The sequence below is a fragment of the Bacillus sp. FSL K6-1366 genome, from assembly GCF_037976695.1.
Taxonomy (GTDB): domain Bacteria; phylum Bacillota; class Bacilli; order Bacillales; family Bacillaceae; genus Bacillus; species Bacillus subtilis.
Genome location: NZ_CP150268.1, coordinates 1,617,169 through 1,633,972, shown reverse-complemented (window position 1 = coordinate 1,633,972; position 16,804 = coordinate 1,617,169). Strand labels below are relative to the sequence as shown.

At 43.1% G+C, this 16,804-nt stretch carries 15 protein-coding genes; 13 read left to right on the top strand and 2 right to left on the bottom strand.

Going from position 1 to position 16,804, the window contains the following annotated elements; all coding sequences use genetic code 11:
* The first annotated feature begins 42 nt into the window (after window positions 1-42).
* The 9 genes from MHI44_RS08610 to MHI44_RS08570 all read left to right on the top strand — a co-directional run bounded on the left by MHI44_RS08610 (window position 43) and on the right by MHI44_RS08570 (window position 10,307).
* Window positions 43-702, top strand: a complete 660-nt coding sequence (locus tag MHI44_RS08610; protein ID WP_003242561.1) for a sugar transferase — start codon at window positions 43-45, stop codon at window positions 700-702.
* Between the two features lie 55 nt (window positions 703-757).
* A complete protein-coding gene (locus MHI44_RS08605; protein ID WP_339203531.1) occupies window positions 758-2,209 on the top strand; it encodes an MOP flippase family protein in 1,452 nt (483 codons plus the stop codon).
* The gene (locus MHI44_RS08600) at window positions 2,206-3,375 is read left to right on the top strand and encodes a glycosyltransferase family 4 protein (protein WP_038427949.1); all 1,170 of its coding nucleotides are present in this window, start codon (window positions 2,206-2,208) and stop codon (window positions 3,373-3,375) included. The genes MHI44_RS08605 and MHI44_RS08600 overlap by 4 nt, the downstream gene beginning before the upstream one ends.
* 61 nt (window positions 3,376-3,436) lie before the next feature.
* Window positions 3,437-4,822 carry a UDP-glucose 6-dehydrogenase TuaD gene (tuaD, locus tag MHI44_RS08595; RefSeq protein ID WP_074794403.1) on the top strand — a complete coding sequence of 462 codons (1,386 nt, stop codon included), beginning with the start codon at window positions 3,437-3,439 and terminating at the stop codon, window positions 4,820-4,822.
* An 84-nt stretch (window positions 4,823-4,906) separates the two neighbouring features.
* Entirely contained in the window at window positions 4,907-6,373 is a 1,467-nt protein-coding gene (gene tuaE, locus MHI44_RS08590; protein WP_101172233.1) for a teichuronic acid biosynthesis protein TuaE, read from the top strand.
* Between the two features lie 28 nt (window positions 6,374-6,401).
* Window positions 6,402-7,082 carry a Wzz/FepE/Etk N-terminal domain-containing protein gene (locus MHI44_RS08585; protein ID WP_015714805.1) on the top strand — a complete coding sequence of 227 codons (681 nt, stop codon included), beginning with the start codon at window positions 6,402-6,404 and terminating at the stop codon, window positions 7,080-7,082.
* Between the two features lie 23 nt (window positions 7,083-7,105).
* On the top strand, window positions 7,106-7,864 hold the full coding sequence (locus MHI44_RS08580; protein WP_003242619.1) for a glycosyltransferase family 2 protein: 759 nt from the start codon (window positions 7,106-7,108) through the stop codon (window positions 7,862-7,864).
* Between the two features lie 28 nt (window positions 7,865-7,892).
* Window positions 7,893-9,086: a glycosyltransferase family 1 protein gene (locus MHI44_RS08575; RefSeq protein ID WP_080479645.1), complete on the top strand. Its 1,194-nt coding sequence runs from the start codon at window positions 7,893-7,895 to the stop codon at window positions 9,084-9,086.
* A gap of 144 nt (window positions 9,087-9,230) precedes the next feature.
* Window positions 9,231-10,307, top strand: coding sequence for an MraY family glycosyltransferase (locus MHI44_RS08570; protein ID WP_003227975.1), 1,077 nt, complete (start codon window positions 9,231-9,233; stop codon window positions 10,305-10,307).
* A 72-nt stretch (window positions 10,308-10,379) separates the two neighbouring features.
* Here the strand turns inward: MHI44_RS08570 and tagV are convergent, their stop codons facing one another.
* Together tagV and MHI44_RS08560 are read right to left on the bottom strand one after the other, a co-directional pair.
* Window positions 10,380-11,555 (bottom strand): polyisoprenyl-teichoic acid--peptidoglycan teichoic acid transferase TagV, encoded by a 1,176-nt coding sequence (tagV, locus tag MHI44_RS08565; protein ID WP_015714802.1) that lies wholly within the window; start codon window positions 11,553-11,555, stop codon window positions 10,380-10,382.
* Window positions 11,555-12,208, bottom strand: coding sequence for a YigZ family protein (locus MHI44_RS08560; RefSeq protein ID WP_003227979.1), 654 nt, complete (start codon window positions 12,206-12,208; stop codon window positions 11,555-11,557). The genes tagV and MHI44_RS08560 overlap by 1 nt, the downstream gene beginning before the upstream one ends.
* A gap of 216 nt (window positions 12,209-12,424) precedes the next feature.
* Here MHI44_RS08560 and degS point away from each other — a divergent pair, with 216 nt between their 5' ends.
* From degS to comFA, 4 genes are all read left to right on the top strand, one after another.
* Entirely contained in the window at window positions 12,425-13,582 is a 1,158-nt protein-coding gene (gene degS, locus MHI44_RS08555; protein WP_003227983.1) for a two-component sensor histidine kinase DegS, read from the top strand.
* An 82-nt stretch (window positions 13,583-13,664) separates the two neighbouring features.
* On the top strand, window positions 13,665-14,354 hold the full coding sequence (gene degU, locus MHI44_RS08550; RefSeq protein ID WP_003219701.1) for a two-component system response regulator DegU: 690 nt from the start codon (window positions 13,665-13,667) through the stop codon (window positions 14,352-14,354).
* A gap of 97 nt (window positions 14,355-14,451) precedes the next feature.
* Complete coding sequence (locus tag MHI44_RS08545; RefSeq protein WP_003244125.1) at window positions 14,452-15,297, top strand: DegV family protein; 846 nt, start codon at window positions 14,452-14,454, stop codon at window positions 15,295-15,297.
* Between the two features lie 105 nt (window positions 15,298-15,402).
* Window positions 15,403-16,794, top strand: a complete 1,392-nt coding sequence (gene comFA / locus MHI44_RS08540; RefSeq protein WP_070547860.1) for an ATP-dependent helicase ComFA — start codon at window positions 15,403-15,405, stop codon at window positions 16,792-16,794.
* Window positions 16,795-16,804: the final 10 nt, after the last annotated feature.

The following is a 16,804-nucleotide window of genomic DNA, read 5'->3' as shown; positions in this document are numbered from 1 at the left end:
AGGTCATCATAACATCCCAAACAAATCGTGAGGTGTGTGTCAGTGAGTGCAGAGAAAAGCATGAATGTGAGTCGTGAATTCTCAGTTCAGCAAATACATTCTTTTACATTATCTGAAAAGACGGCTCGTTATTTGGCAATAAAGCGCGTAATGGATATTTGGTTTGCGCTCATTGGGTTGGCGATTGCGCTGCCAATGATTGCGGTATTTTCAATTTTGATTTGTTTGGAGACGCCGGGGCCTGCCATTTATACGCAGGAACGCGTAGGGAAAGGCGGGAAGCCATTTAAGCTTTATAAGCTTCGTTCCATGAAAATAGATGCCGAGAAGTCTGGGGCGGTTTGGGCACAGAAGCAAGATCCGCGGGTGACAAGGATCGGAGCTTTTATCAGAAGAACGAGAATTGACGAGCTTCCTCAGCTGTTTAATGTGCTGAAAGGCGATATGAGTATGATTGGCCCTCGTCCGGAACGGCCCGTATTTACGGAAAAATTCCAGAATGAGATTCCAGGCTTTACACAGCGTCTGGCTGTTAAACCAGGATTGAGCGGCTGGGCTCAGGTGAACGGCGGTTACGATATGACGCCGAAGGAAAAGCTGATATTTGATTTATATTACATTCGCAATCTGACTTTCACTTTAGAATTAAAAATTATGTTAAAAACTTGTAAAGTAGTTTGGACGGGTGATGGTGCAAGATAAAACGGAATGCCATTATTCACCATCAATCTGAGCTTAAAAAGAAGTAGGGAATATGATGCCAAGTATTACAAAACAAATCATGAGCGGTGCAAAGTGGACAAGTATTTCAACCATGTGTATTACAATCATACAAATTGTTCAGTTTGCCCTGCTTGGAAATATGATGACCTTAACAGAATTTGGGCTTGTCGGCATGATCACAACGGTTACAGTTTTCGCCCAGATTGTGCTCGATATGGGTTTTGGCGCAGCATTAATTCAGAGAGACGACGCGACGGAGCGCCAGCTGTCAACATTGTATTGGCTTAACATTATGACGGGCGTTTTGCTGTTTGTTCTTTTATATGTGAGCAGTCCTGTCATTGCGGGATTTTATCAAAGAGAAGAGCTGGTGTTTCTGGTTCGGATTCTGGCGATTATGTTTTTGATCGCGCCAATTGGACAGCAATATCAGTATATGCTGCAAAAGCAACTGCATTTTAATACGTTAAGCAAAATAGAGATTTTTTCAAATGTATTGTCATTCGGATATTTAGCGATAGCGGTTTTTATGATGGATGCGATTTTGGCGTACGTGATTTCTCAAGTCCTGCTGCAGTCCAGTAAAGGGATTTTATATTGGGCTGTATACCGAAAAAAGTGGCATCCTGCTTTTGTTTTTGATTTGAGAGGCATGAAGGATTTCTTTTCTTTTGGAGCCTTTCAGCTTTCATCCCGTCTTGTGAACAGGCTGGGAGCAAATATCGACATGATTTTGATCGGCCGGTTTATTGGTGCTGAAGCATTGGGGATTTATAACCTCGCTTATCAGATTGTCACTATTCCGGTTTTGAAGATCAATCCGATTGTCACACGGGTGGCATTCCCTGTTTTCGCAAAAAACAAATATGAAAACAGCGCGATCAGAGAAGGCTTTCTGAATATGACAAAAATGCTGGCGCTTGTTTCGTTTCCGCTGTTAATCGGGCTCGTGTCTGTGTCAGACGCCTTTATCACAGCGGTTTTCGGAGAAAAGTGGCTTGCTGCTGTTCCGATCCTAAATGTTCTGGCGATTGTCGGAATACTAAGAGTGCTTATGAATCCAAATGGATCTGTGTTGCTGGCTAAAGGAAGAGCTGACTTAGCGTTTTATTGGGATTCCGGCGTGCTGCTGCTGTACGGATTATCACTGTTTGCAGCTGTACAGACGGGAAGCCTGCTGACAGTCGCATGGGTGTATGCCATTATCAGCGTTGTTAATTTCCTGATCGGGCGCTGGCTTTTGGCATATGTCATCAAGCTTAACCTTTCAGCTTATTTCCAGTCGATTATGAAGCCATTTCTGATTACTGCGGCGATGGGCATCATCGCGTTTGGTGTAAGCCTCAGTACCGAACACTTCAGTATGCAGGCAGAAATGCGGCTGGCCATTTCAGTTGCGGCCGGGGCGCTGTGCTATCTCTTTCTTTTGGTAAAAGCGTACCCTCAAACGAAAAGCAAACTACTAAGAAAAGGACGTTTGTCATGAAGATTTTGTGGATCACAAGCGTATATCCGAGCAGTATGAAACCCGGTGAGGGTGTGTTTCATGAGACACAGGTGCAAGAGCTGCAAAAACTCGGGCTTGATATCACTGTGATATGCCCACGGCCTTTTCATTCAGCGCCTGTCCGCATGCTGAAAAAGACATATCGAAAAAAGGATGCCAGACCGGAGTATGAGATTAGAAAGGGAATACCGGTTTACCGGCCTTTCTATCGGGCAGTTCCCGGACAGCTGAAGTGGGCGCAGCCTCATCGGAGAATCGCATCAGCCGTTTTAAAAACCATGAAACAATGTGACCTATATCCGGATCTGATCCATGCGCATTTTGCCATGCCATCGGGCGGGGCTGCGGCAGTCGTGTCAGAGTCCGCGCAAATTCCTTATGTCCTGACCTTGCATGGCAGTGATGTGAATGTCTATCCGCATTACAGCAAAGGAGCGTTTAAAGCCTTCAAGCGTGCCGTAGGTTCTGCATCAGTTGTTTTAGCAGTCAGCCACAAGCTTCAGGAAGAAGCCAAAAAGCTTTCGGGCTTTGACAGCTCGGTTTTGCCAATCGGCATACAGCTCAGCCGTTTTCAGGAGAATGAGGAGACGAAAGAGGAAATCAGAAAAAGACTCGGACTCCCGCTCGATCAGCGTCTGGCTGTCTATGTCGGCCGGCTGGTCAGAGAGAAAGGCATTTTTGAACTGTCTGAAGCGATCGAATCGCTGCAGGACTCTCCTAAGGCAGTCTTTGTCGGGGATGGTCCCGCAAAATCGATGCTGACACAGAAGGGGCATATTGTCACAGGCCAAGTCCCGAATCATCAGGTAAGAGACTATTTACTTGCGGCAGATCTATTCGTGCTTCCTTCTTACAGTGAGGGGATGCCGACTGTTGTGATTGAGGCCCTGGCGCTAAGGGTTCCTGTTATTTGTACGGATGTTGGCGGAGTGTCGTCTTTATTCGGAAAGCACCAACATCTGCTGATTAAACCGAAATCCGCTCAAGCCTTGGCAGAAGCGATCACTCGGTACGAACATGAGCAAATATGGAAGCCGGAAGTAGCAGATGACTTGTATGAAACCGTGCAGGCTCAATTTGACGCAGGAAAAAACGCCAAGGCCTTGCATCATCAGTATCAGACGGTCACGAAAACGTCCGTTTAATCGTAAGAAACTGCGACCAATATAAATAGGAAGATCATTTTACAGGAGAGGGATGAGCGCTGTGAAAAAAATAGCTGTCATTGGAACAGGTTATGTAGGACTCGTATCAGGCACTTGCTTTGCGGAGATCGGCAATAAAGTTGTTTGCTGTGATATCGATGAATCAAAAATCAGAAGTCTGAAAAATGGGGTAATCCCAATCTATGAACCAGGGCTTGCAGACTTAGTTGAAAAAAATGTGCTGGATCAGCGCCTGACCTTTACGAACGATATCCCGTCCGCCATTCGGGCCTCAGATATTATTTATATTGCAGTCGGAACGCCTATGTCCAAAACAGGTGAAGCTGATTTAACGTACGTCAAAGCGGCAGCGAAAACAATCGGTGAGCATCTTAACGGCTACAAAGTGATCGTAAATAAAAGCACAGTCCCGGTTGGAACAGGGAAACTGGTGCAATCTATCGTTCAAAAAGCCTCAAAGGGGAGATACTCATTTGATGTTGTATCTAACCCTGAATTCCTTCGGGAAGGGTCAGCGATTCATGACACGATGAATATGGAGCGTGCCGTGATTGGTTCAACAAGTCATAAAGCCGCTGCCATCATTGAGGAACTTCATCAGCCATTCCATGCTCCTGTCATTAAAACAAACCTAGAAAGTGCAGAAATGATTAAATACGCCGCGAATGCATTTCTGGCGACAAAGATTTCCTTTATCAACGATATCGCAAACATTTGTGAGCGAGTCGGCGCAGACGTTTCAAAAGTTGCTGATGGTGTTGGTCTTGACAGCCGTATCGGCAGAAAGTTCCTTAAAGCGGGTATTGGATTCGGCGGTTCATGTTTTCCAAAGGATACAACCGCGCTGCTTCAAATCGCAAAATCGGCAGGCTATCCATTCAAGCTCATCGAAGCTGTCATTGAAACGAACGAAAAGCAGCGTGTTCATATTGTAGATAAACTTTTGACTGTTATGGGAAGCGTCAAAGGGAGAACCATTTCAGTCCTGGGATTAGCCTTCAAACCGAATACGAACGATGTGAGATCCGCTCCAGCGCTTGATATTATCCCAATGCTGCAGCAGCTGGGCGCCCATGTAAAAGCATACGATCCGATTGCTATTCCTGAAGCTTCAGCGATCCTTGGCGAACAGGTCGAGTATTACACAGATGTGTATGCTGCGATTGAAGACACTGATGCATGCCTGATTTTAACGGATTGGCCGGAAGTAAAAGAAATGGAGCTTGTAAAAGTAAAAAACCTCTTAAAACAGCCAGTCATCATCGACGGCAGAAATTTATTTTCACTTGAAGAGATGCAGGCAGCTGGATACATTTATCACTCTATCGGCCGTCCCGCTGTTCGGGGAACGGAACCCTCTGACAAGTATTTTCCGGGCTTGCCGCTTGAAGAATTGGCTAAAGACTTGGGAAGCGTCAATTTATAAAAAGAAAAAGTGTTACTTGGTTGAAGCTGCCGGCTGCTAGGCTCGGCCGCCGGCTCCTGAAACATCAGGAAAGGGGTTAAACATGTGAGTATCAAACGATCAGCGGTCCATACGCTAGCGTTACTGGCCGCTGCTATATTTGGAGTCGTCCTATTGCTGGGAGCCATCCATAAAGATATAGGTTTCATGCAGATGGCTGTTGTGCTTGCGGTGTTGGCAATTGGCATGTTTTTACTGACGCTTGCAACCGCATTTACAACAAAAGAACGGCTCTTTATGGCTGTAATCTATATTTTGATCGCCTGCACTTTTTTAAATAATGCATTTTTCGCTATTCATCTTGGATTTTTCAGTTTGTTCCTTTACCGGCTTCTGCTCATTGCAGCGGGTTGCCTTCATATTTTCGGCATGGTTCGGAATCGAACCCATATTGAAAGATGGCATGGGCTGCAAGTAAAAGGGATATTGCTCTTTTTCGCCTTTTGGTTTATATATGGCCTTGTTTCTCTGCTGTGGGCCAAGTCGGTAACAGTTGGCCTCAAGTATTTAGCCTTATTGGCAATGGGAATCTTCTTCATTTATCTTATTGTCATGTACGTGCAAAAAATGGAGCGGCTGATGATTGTTTATGCCATTTGGCTGGTGATGACGGTATTTCTGATGATCATTGGTTTTTACAATCATATCACCCACCATCATCTTGCGAGTTCCACATTGTACAGCGGACCGGAGTATAAGCAGCATTATCCGACATCGGTCTTTTTTAATCAAAATGACTTTGCGACCTTTTTATCCATCAGCTTCTTTTTTTACATCACGATGATGAAAAACATTAAGAATGGATACATCAAGGCAATTGGCCTTGTGCTCTCGCTCTGTGCGTTGTATTTAATTTTTGCCACTGGTTCAAGAGCCAGCCTTCTGGGGATTTTTGCAGGTATTGCTGTCTACATCTTCATTGTATTGCCGCCTGTTTTAAAGAAAATGGCTATATGGCTGTCGGCGGCGGGAATTGCTCTTTTCGCAGTTCTTTTCGCCAGCAAAATCTATTCAAAGTTTTGGGAGCTGTTTCTGGCCCCGCAGACGCTGCATTCATTTCATGACAGGCTTCCATCAAATGTGGCTCGGGCAAATCTGCTGAAAAACGCTTGGCATTTTTTCCTTGATTCATACGGATTCGGAGTCGGAGCAGGAAATGTATCCTATTATCTTGAGCATTATGCTGTATATGATACTGACAATGTGGCAGAGGTGCATAACTGGCTTGTTGAAATTCTTGCTAATTTTGGCTTGTTCATCATGCTGGGATATCTGTCCGTTTATGCCTACCTCATATGGGTGCTTTACAAGTTTTATGAAAGAAAATTAGAAAATCAGTCAAAACTGATCACAGAAGGACTTATTACCGCTATGGTCAGTTTCCTGGTATCAAGTATCAGCCCAAGCTCTGTTTCAAATTTATTTTTCCATTGGGTGTTTATGGCGCTCGTCATCGCCGCCGTGAATGTGTTAAGGCGATCCAGACAAATGCCTGAGCCGATGTACAGATAAACAGACTACAAAAAGCAGGGAGACTTATATGAACGATATATTGATAAGAATAGCCCGTCGCATAAAAAAAAATATCATTTGGATCATAGCGGTGCCAATTATATTAGGTGCGGCGGGGTATATCCTGCCGTCACAGATCGCTGATCAAAAGAGCTATACAGCTGAAGATACTTTGGCTGTGGGGAGCTATGATCATCCGGTTTATAACAGCACAGAAGAGATTCCGCTTCTATTAAAGAGCGACTCCTTTTTGAAGGAGGCGCTTCCTGATGAAAAGGATGAAGATGTAGCAGAGATCAAAGAGAAGCTTACCATCAAAACGGAATCCAAATCGTTACTGACTTTAAGCTATAGCGACGAGGATAAGGATAAAACGGAATCTGTCTTAAAAGCCATTTCCTCCACCTTCCTCAAAAACGATCAAAAGCTGTATGCAGAAAGAGAAGCCGTCATCCGCAGCAGCATAGACGCGCTTGAAGGCGAGTCGGTGAGCGAGGATTCCAAAGTGGATAAAGAGAGATTTTTGTATGAGCTCAAAAACACACAGCTTAACCTGAAAGCGGCAAGTGTTACTGATTCCGAAACCGTAAGTGAGACAGCAGGCGGCGGAATGTCTCCGAAAAAGAAAGCAGTTCTCGGCGTTATGATTGGCCTTACGATTGCCTTTATGTTCGTTGTCATTCCTGAATTTTTCAGAGAATCCTTTTAAAATCATACGATGGAGATGTGATCATGACCAATTGGAAACCTCTCGTATCTGTCATTACACCTTCCTATAATGCGCGTGACTATATTGAAGACACGGTTCATTCGGTATTAGATCAGAGCCATCCTCATTGGGAAATGATTATCGTGGATGATTGCTCAACGGATGGGACCCGCGACATTTTACAGCAGTATGAAAAAATAGACGAAAGAATTCATGTGGTGTATCTGGAAGAGAACTCTGGAGCTGCGGTTGCTCGCAACAAAGCGTTGGAACGCGCTCAAGGGCGCTACGTAGCATTTTTGGACAGTGATGACAAATGGAAAAAAGACAAACTGGAAAAGCAGCTTGAGTTTATGATGGAGCGCTCCTGTGCGTTTTCTTTCACGGGCTACAGCTTAATGGCGCAGGACGGGACCCCACTCGATAAATTTATTCATGCGCCGGAAAGCCTGACGTACGATGACGCCCTGAAAAATACAATTATCGGCTGCTTGACGGTGATGATTGACAGGGAGCAAACGGGACAGATCCAAATGCCGAATATCAGAACGAGACAGGACTTAGCCACATGGCTGTCTCTTTTAAAAAAAGGATTTACTGCCTATGGAATGAATGAATGCCTGGCTGAATATCGGCTTGTCAATAACTCAATTTCCAGCAACAAATGGAAGGCTGCGAAAAAAACGTGGTTTGTCTACAGGGAGATCGAACGGCTTCATTTTATGAAAGCAACATGGTGTTTTGTTCAATATGCAAAAAACGCGGTGAAAAAAAGATTATAGCCGCAAACAGAGAGAAAAGGTGATGAAGGTGGAAACAAAAGAAGCAATCATTCATGTCATCGTTGCCACTGCTGAATGGGGAAAAGACCAATTGAGATACAGAAGGCACCGGCTGGCAGAATTTTTAGCTGCTCAGGAGGAAACGAAGGAAGTTATTTGGGTATGTCCGGCTCCGCGTGCCCAAGGGAAAGAGTTTCAGGAAGTCCATTCTGGCATCAGGCAATTCGCTGTCAAAGACCTGCTGCAGAAAAAAATGTTTCGTTTCGGACGATATACAGATGTCTTTTACAGACATAAGCTCTCCCCATTACTCGATGAGCTTACACCTGCTTCTGCAAACGGTGAACGTTGCTGTTTATGGTACACGTTTCCCGGATTCCCGCTGCTGTCTTCGCTGTATCCTTGGGATCAGGTCATTTATGACTGCAGTGACTTATGGGCGGCGCCGATCAGCGGCCGATCAAATCTGCTGTCTGAATTCCGGCGAAAAGTCATTAAATCGGCAGAGCTGAGAATTATACAACGAGCAGATTCAATAACCTGTTCATCAGATTATCTTCACAAGGAAGTAGACAAAAAACTGACTGCAGGACGAGAAAAGGTTCATACAGTGGAAAACGGTGTGGAGTATGAGCTGTTTTCTGCAAATAAACAAGCTCCCGATCGCAGTATACTGCAGGGGAGAGAAGGAACAGTGTTAGGTTTTATCGGCGGAATTAAACCGAAGCTCGATTTTAAAATGATTGAAGAAGCCGCCCTGCAAAAGCCTGATTGGACATTTTTATTGGTTGGCCCGGATGCCACCAATGGTGATGTTTCGTTTCAAGAGCTGCTGAGGCTTCCCAATGTCATATGGACCGGTCCGGCAGATCCAAAAGAAGTGCCTCATTATATGGAGCTTATCGACATTGGCATTATGCCATATAAACAATCACCGTATAATCAAGCTGTGTTTCCGCTGAAACTATTTGAATTTTTAGCGGCAGGAAAACCTGTTGTAGGCACTAATCTTCCGTCAACCTCAAAAATGCAAAAGCCGTATGTATACGAATATGTAGAGGGCGATCATCCGATTGATTTTATAGCCGCTTGTGAAAAAGTTCTCGGTCAAAACGGAGACGAGACCTATAAAGAAATGCGCCGAAACATCGCCCGGACACAAGATTGGAATTGCTTATTTAGACAAATTATGAAATATACAGGGATTCAAAAACATGCGTAGTCCTATAAATTGGGATGCGCGTTTTTTGATTATACGTGTTTCTTTTTGATGAAGCTTGTTATAATAACTAAGGAGAAGGTATAATGGAAGGAACGGTTCTCTATATAAATAAAGACTTCATTTAATTCCAAAGGAGACTTCTTTATGCTTGACGAACGCATGATTCGCATTGTTGTTGCGTTTATTGTCTCGCTGCTGACAGTTTTAATCATAACCCCAATCGTAAAAAGGATTGCGATTAAAATAGGTGCAGTTGACCAGCCCAGCAATCGAAAAGTACATGACAAAATCATGCCCCGCATGGGCGGGCTGGCCATATTTATCGGGGTGGTTGCAGGCGTGCTTGCATCCGGTATTTACACAGAAACAAGGATGACGGCAATTACAGTCGGAGCATTCATCATTATTGTGTTAGGTATTCTTGACGATAAATATCAATTAAGTGCAAAAGTTAAGTTTTTGATTCAATTAGGTGTAGCCATTATGATTGTAAGCACTGGCTTAAAAATGGACTTTTTCTCAGTACCTTTTTTAACAGAACGATTTGAGTTAGGATGGATGGCTTATCCGCTGACGGTATTATGGATTGTCGGCATCACGAACGCAATTAACCTGATTGATGGATTGGATGGCCTTGCTGCCGGTCTTTCTGTTATCGGCCTGTCAACGATTGCTGTCATGGCGCTATCCGGCGGAAAAGTGCTCATTCTGTCACTCTCATTAGTCGTTATTGCCAGCACGCTGGGGTTTTTGTTTTACAACTTCCATCCGGCAAAAATCTTTATGGGAGATACAGGATCACTTTTTTTAGGGTATAGTATTTCGATTCTTTCATTATTAGGCCTGTATAAAAGTGTCACATTGTTCAGTATCGTTATCCCGATTATTATATTAGGCGTACCGATTTTTGATACAACATTTGCTATCATCAGAAGAATATTAAACAAACAGCCGATTTCAGCGCCGGATAAGTCGCATATTCACCATAGACTGATGGCCTTTGGCCTTTCACATCGGATGTCGGTCTTAGTTATTTATTTAATTGGATTTATTTTCAGTATCAGTGCGATTGTACTTAAAAGTGCCACAATTTGGCTTTCTTTGTTTATTATCTTCATTTTAATTATTTTTATGCAAATCATAGCAGAAGTGACAGGACTCGTGAATGAAAAATTTAAGCCGTTTACAAAGTTTTATAAACGGCTGGTGAAAAGGAATTAAAAACTCCGGCTTATGTTCCGGAGTTTTTTTCTGCGCAAAAATGCCCGATCCTTTAAAAGGACCGGGCATTTTTTAATAGGATGAATCAGTTGTTGAATTCGTTGTACTGTTGTTTGAGCTTGTGCTGCTGTCATTCGAATAGCTGTTTCCGCTCGTCGTCCCGTCAGTTGTTGTGCCAGTGCTGCCAGAACTGCTTGAGCTGTCAGTCCCGTCTGTGGCATTTCCGGTACCGGAAATGCCAGTGCTTGTATCAGGAGTATAATCTAAATGCTCTTGAAGCGTTTTTCTGACTTTCTCGAGATTTGTAGCATCAGGTTCAAAGTAATATGTGTTGTTAGGCCCTAAATACAAATCAGAACCTGTAATGCTCAATGTGTCGATTTTTTTGCTGGTAAAGCCGCTGTAAATCTGCTGAAGCGCTAAACCTTCAGTAATGCGAATATTGGTTTCAACGTTTTCGCTGGCTTTTTCAGCGATTTTATCAATTTTAGCAATGTTGCTTGCACTTGACATGCGGTCAATCAGCGCGTTTAAGATTTGTTTTTGTCTGTCATTACGGCCAAAGTCTCCGCGTTTATCCTGTTTTCTCATCCGGGCATATGCTAAGGCTTCTTCGCCGTTCAAATGCATCTCGCCTTTTTTGAAGTAAATCCGTTTGCTTTCGTCTACATCACTTTTTTCATCGAAATCGAAAGGCACGTCTACATCAATACCGCCGACTTCATTAATCACATCTTTAAATCCGTCAAAATCAACTGTGACATATTTATCAATCGGGATTTGCAAGAAGTTTTCAACAGTTTCAACTGTCTCATCTTTACCGCCTTTGCTGTAAGCGGCATTGATCTTCGTCTTGCTTCCCGTTGTGTCACCAGCTAATTGCACACGTGTGTCACGCGGAATGCTCAGCATTTTCATGGTTTTATTTTTGGGATCCAGGGTAACAACAATAAGAGAGTCTGATCTCCCTTTTTGTCCTTTAGTCGCGTAATCCTCTATTCCCATAAATAAAATAGAAAACGGTTTTTTCTTCATGTCGACAACTTCGTTGCGAAGATTTGATTTATTCCCGCGGGATAGGGCATCGTACGATTCATCCGCAGCGTTAATGGTTTTATAAAGTTTATACCCGCCAAGCCCTACAACTACCAATAGTGCAAGGGCGAACAATAACATAATTCTTTTTAAAATTTTCCTGCGTTTGCTCTTTTTCTTTTTTCGCACACGCACTCTAACGCGTTCAGCCATTATTCAGTCTCCTTTATGTGATTGACGGCTTTTTCAAGATACGTCAACTCTCCCTCTTTAATATCACTCTTTCCATTTGTCAGTTCTGTCATCCATTCAGAAAAAGCGTTTGTTTCTTTTTCTTCGACGTATGTTTCGAATTCAACATTTTCTGAATAATGGATTTCCTTTAACAGAAATTGTGACTCCCTTAATTCATTTTCAATCTTGCCAAGCCATGTGTAATCTGCAGAAGTATGCATGATTCGCATAAGCTTCCGTTCTACAACACCTATATGATTTAATCCTTCAGACACTGATTTCCCATAAGCGCGAATTAATCCGCCAGCACCAAGCTTAATGCCTCCGAAGTAGCGTGTAACGACGGCGCAAGTATCCTTCAGTCTGCGTTTTTTTAAAACCTCGAGCATCGGCACTCCCGCTGTACCGCTTGGTTCCCCGTCATCATTGGCTTTTTGGATATGATCATTCTCGCCAATAACATAAGCCGAGCAATTATGAGTCGCATTCCAGTGCTGTTTCTTTATTTTCTGTATAAATTCCTGTGCCTCTTGTTCGGTAGAAACACGGCTTAAATGACAGATAAAACGCGATTTTTCTATAACAATCTCGTGTTCTCCTGCTTCTTTCACAGTAAAATAGCTGTGCAGCATGCTAGCTGACCCTCCTGCTAAGCATAAAAGACTGCCTATACAAATTCGTACAGTCTTTAGAATTTTTGTGCGTATTTTGGTATCATAAAGAGTAGAGAGTATATAAAAATGTTTTTTTCTAGAATATACGCATTCTTTCATTATAATTCGACATAATTTGCAGATCAATTACATTTATAATAAAAATATATGACAACGCCGTGACGGAGGGAAATTATGAATAAAACAAAGATGGATTCCAAAGTGCTGGATTCTATTTTGATGAAGATGCTGAAAACCGTTGACGGGAGCAAGGACGAAGTTTTTCAAATCGGGGAGCAGTCACGCCAGCAGTATGAACAGCTGGTCGAAGAACTGAAACAAATTAAACAGCAGGTGTATGAAGTGATTGAGCTTGGCGATAAACTTGAAGTGCAAACTCGCCATGCGAGAAACCGTTTATCCGAGGTCAGCCGTAATTTTCATAGATTCAGTGAAGAGGAAATCCGCAATGCTTATGAAAAAGCCCATAAGCTGCAGGTAGAATTGACGATGATCCAGCAGCGTGAGAAGCAATTGCGCGAACGGCGGGACGATTTGGAGCGCAGATTGCTAGGGCTTCAGGAAATCATTGAGCGGTCAGAATCATTAGTAAGCCAAATTACAGTTGTGCTCAACTACTTGAATCAGGATTTGCGCGAAGTTGGACTGCTTCTTGCTGATGCTCAGGCAAAACAGGATTTCGGCTTAAGAATCATTGAGGCGCAGGAAGAAGAGCGAAAAAGAGTCTCAAGAGAAATCCATGACGGACCCGCTCAAATGCTGGCGAATGTTATGATGAGATCGGAATTAATCGAGCGGATTTTCCGTGACCGGGGCGCAGAGGACGGATTCCAAGAAATTAAAAATCTACGCCAAAATGTTCGGAATGCCCTTTACGAAGTGAGAAGGATTATATATGATTTAAGACCGATGGCCCTTGATGACCTAGGCCTGATTCCAACTTTAAGAAAATATCTATATACAACCGAGGAATATAACGGGAAGGTCAAAATACATTTTCAGTGCATTGGAGAAACAGAGGATCAGAGGCTAGCGCCTCAGTTTGAGGTTGCGCTCTTCAGGCTCGCACAGGAAGCTGTGTCTAATGCGCTAAAGCATTCTGAATCTGAAGAAATTACAGTCAAAGTTGAGATCACAAAGGATTTTGTGATTTTAATGATAAAAGATAACGGTAAAGGGTTCGACCTGAAGGAAGCGAAAGAGAAGAAAAACAAATCATTCGGCTTGCTGGGCATGAAAGAAAGAGTAGATTTATTGGAAGGAACGATGACAATAGATTCGAAAATAGGTCTTGGGACATTTATTATGATTAAGGTTCCGTTATCTCTTTGACTATGATTTGTAAAATAGAGCCAAAAGGCATATTGACCGAATGCTAGAGTATATAGAACAATAATACAAGGAGGCGTGGCTTGTGACTAAAGTAAACATTGTTATTATCGACGACCATCAGTTATTTCGTGAAGGTGTTAAACGGATATTGGATTTTGAACCTACCTTTGAAGTGGTAGCCGAAGGTGATGACGGGGACGAAGCGGCTCGTATTGTTGAGCACTATCATCCTGATGTTGTGATCATGGATATCAATATGCCAAACGTAAATGGTGTGGAAGCTACAAAACAGCTTGTAGAGCTGTATCCTGAATCTAAAGTAATTATTCTATCAATTCACGATGACGAAAATTATGTAACACATGCCCTGAAAACAGGTGCAAGAGGTTATCTGCTGAAAGAGATGGATGCTGATACATTAATTGAAGCGGTTAAAGTAGTGGCTGAGGGCGGATCTTACCTCCATCCGAAGGTTACTCACAACCTCGTTAACGAATTCCGCCGCCTTGCAACAAGCGGAGTTTCTGCACACCCTCAACATGAGGTTTACCCTGAAATCCGCAGACCATTACATATTTTAACTAGGCGGGAATGTGAAGTGCTGCAGATGCTTGCAGACGGAAAAAGCAACCGCGGAATTGGTGAATCATTGTTTATCAGTGAGAAAACCGTTAAAAACCATGTCAGCAATATTTTACAAAAAATGAATGTAAACGACCGGACGCAAGCCGTTGTGGTCGCCATTAAAAATGGCTGGGTAGAAATGAGATAGTATAATAGGAGACTTGCCTTTTTCTAGGCAGGTCTTTTTTTAGGCTGCCGTTTCCCTTACAATAGAGTTATAAAGCAATAAGGCAGGTATCGAAGCTATGAATATTGCAGTCGTAACAGACAGCACGGCATATATTCCGAAAGAAATGCGTGAACAACATCAGATACATATGATCCCTCTCCAGGTTGTTTTTAGGGAGGAGACTTACCGTGAAGAAATTGAGTTGGACTGGAAAAGCTTTTACGAAGAAGTGAAAAAACATAATGAGCTCCCGACGACTTCTCAGCCGCCAATCGGCGAGCTGGTTGCGTTGTATGAAGAGCTTGGCAAGTCTTATGATGCGGTTATCAGTATCCATCTTTCCAGCGGGATCAGCGGAACATTCAGCAGTGCAGCAGCGGCTGATTCGATGGTCGACAATATTGATGTGTATCCATTTGACTCAGAGATCAGCTGCTTGGCTCAAGGCTTTTATGCCCTTAAAGCTGCTGAATTAATCAAAAACGGAGCATCATCGCCGGAAGATATTATAAAAGAACTGGAAGAAATGAAAAAAACAGTTCGAGCTTATTTTATGGTAGATGACTTAGCTCATCTTCAGCGCGGCGGGCGATTAAGCAGCGCCCAAGCCTTCATTGGTAGTCTTCTAAAGGTAAAGCCTATCCTTCATTTTGACAATAAGGTAATTGTGCCTTTTGAGAAGATTCGCACACGTAAAAAAGCAATTTCGCGAATTTATGAGCTTTTAGACGAAGATGCGAGTAAAGGGTTGCCTATGCGAGCTGCTGTTATCCACGCTAATCGAGAGGAAGAAGCAGCGAAAATCATTGAAGAGCTTTCTGCAAAATATCCTCATGTTGAATTTTATAACAGCTATTTTGGCGCGGTAATCGGCACTCATTTGGGTGAAGGTGCGTTAGGAATTTGCTGGTGTTTTAAATAAGGCCAAATCTCCGTTTTTAGAGCGGAGATTTTTTTATATTCTTATTTTAATTGTTGGACAGAAAATATTCATTCAGGCATACTGTCTCGAAAGGAGGCGTGCTATGTGAATGTGCCAGTTGAAAAAAACAGTTCCTTTTCTAGAGAATTGCAGCAGACGCTTCGAAGCCGTCATTTGCTCAGGACTGAGCTCTCATTTTCCGATGAGATGATTGAATGGCATATCAAGAATGGATATATCACTGCTGAAAATTCTATATCCATAAATAAACGGGGATATAGATGTAATAGGTGCGGCCAAACTGATCAGCGGTATTATTCTTTTTATCACTCATCTGGAAAGAATAAGCTGTATTGCCGTTCCTGTGTCATGATGGGCAGAGTGAGTGAGGAGGTTCCTTTATATTCATGGGAAGAGGAAAATGAACCAAACTGGCAGTCAATTAAACTGACATGGGACGGCAAGCTTTCAAGCGGACAGCAAAAAGCCGCCAATGTTTTAATTGAAGCAATATCAAAAAAAGAAGAGCTCCTCATCTGGGCGGTTTGCGGCGCTGGCAAAACAGAAATGCTGTTTCCTGGTATAGAATCAGCGTTAAATCAAGGACTGCGTGTATGTATTGCAACACCTCGCACCGATGTTGTATTAGAGCTTGCTCCAAGGCTCAAGGCTGCCTTTCAGGGTGCTGAAATTTCAGCGCTTTACGGAGGAAGCGATGACAAAGGGCGGCTATCTCCGCTTATGATTTCCACTACGCATCAGCTTTTGCGATATAAAGATGCAATCGATGTTATGATCATTGATGAAGTTGACGCTTTTCCATATTCTGCTGATCAAACCCTTCAATTCGCTGTTCAAAAAGCAAGAAAGAAAAACAGCACCCTCGTTTATTTAAGTGCAACACCTCCTAAAGAATTAAAAAGAAAAGCACTGAACGGACAGTTACATTCAGTTCGCATCCCCGCAAGACACCACCGGAAACCTTTACCCGAACCGCGCTTTGTATGGTGTGGAAACTGGAAGAAGAAATTAAACCGAAATAAAATTCCGCCAGCGGTGAAAAGATGGATAGAGTTTCATGTAAAAGAAGGGAGGCCTGTTTTTTTATTCGTTCCTTCCGTTTCTATTCTGGAAAAGGCTGCTGCGTGCTTTAGAGGGGTTCATTGCCGAACCGCATCTGTGCACGCGGAAGACAAGCATAGAAAGGAGAAAGTGCAGCAATTCAGAGATGGTCAGCTCGATCTATTAATCACAACAACAATACTGGAAAGAGGCGTCACAGTCCCCAAGGTGCAAACGGGTGTACTAGGAGCGGAATCACCTATCTTTACGGAAAGCGCACTTGTTCAAATTGCAGGAAGAACCGGCCGGCATAAAGAATATGCGGACGGCGATGTCATTTTCTTTCACTTCGGCAAAACAAAGAGTATGCTCGATGCAAGAAAGCATATAAAAGAAATGAATGAATTGGCAGCAAAAGTTGAATGTACAGACTAGCCATTATTTG

What these genes read in the sequence shown, in the direction of transcription:
- MHI44_RS08605 (WP_339203531.1), top strand. Translation starts at nt 758, where the DNA reads ATGCCAAGTATTACAAAACAAATCATGAGCGGTGCAAAGTGGACAAGT.
- MHI44_RS08600 (WP_038427949.1), top strand. Translation starts at nt 2,206, where the DNA reads ATGAAGATTTTGTGGATCACAAGCGTATATCCGAGCAGTATGAAACCC.
- MHI44_RS08585 (WP_015714805.1), top strand. Translation starts at nt 6,402, where the DNA reads ATGAACGATATATTGATAAGAATAGCCCGTCGCATAAAAAAAAATATC.
- MHI44_RS08580 (WP_003242619.1), top strand. Translation starts at nt 7,106, where the DNA reads ATGACCAATTGGAAACCTCTCGTATCTGTCATTACACCTTCCTATAAT.
- MHI44_RS08570 (WP_003227975.1), top strand. Translation starts at nt 9,231, where the DNA reads ATGCTTGACGAACGCATGATTCGCATTGTTGTTGCGTTTATTGTCTCG.
- tagV (WP_015714802.1), bottom strand. Translation starts at nt 11,555, where the DNA reads ATGGCTGAACGCGTTAGAGTGCGTGTGCGAAAAAAGAAAAAGAGCAAA.
- MHI44_RS08560 (WP_003227979.1), bottom strand. Translation starts at nt 12,208, where the DNA reads ATGCTGCACAGCTATTTTACTGTGAAAGAAGCAGGAGAACACGAGATT.
- degS (WP_003227983.1), top strand. Translation starts at nt 12,425, where the DNA reads ATGAATAAAACAAAGATGGATTCCAAAGTGCTGGATTCTATTTTGATG.
- MHI44_RS08545 (WP_003244125.1), top strand. Translation starts at nt 14,452, where the DNA reads ATGAATATTGCAGTCGTAACAGACAGCACGGCATATATTCCGAAAGAA.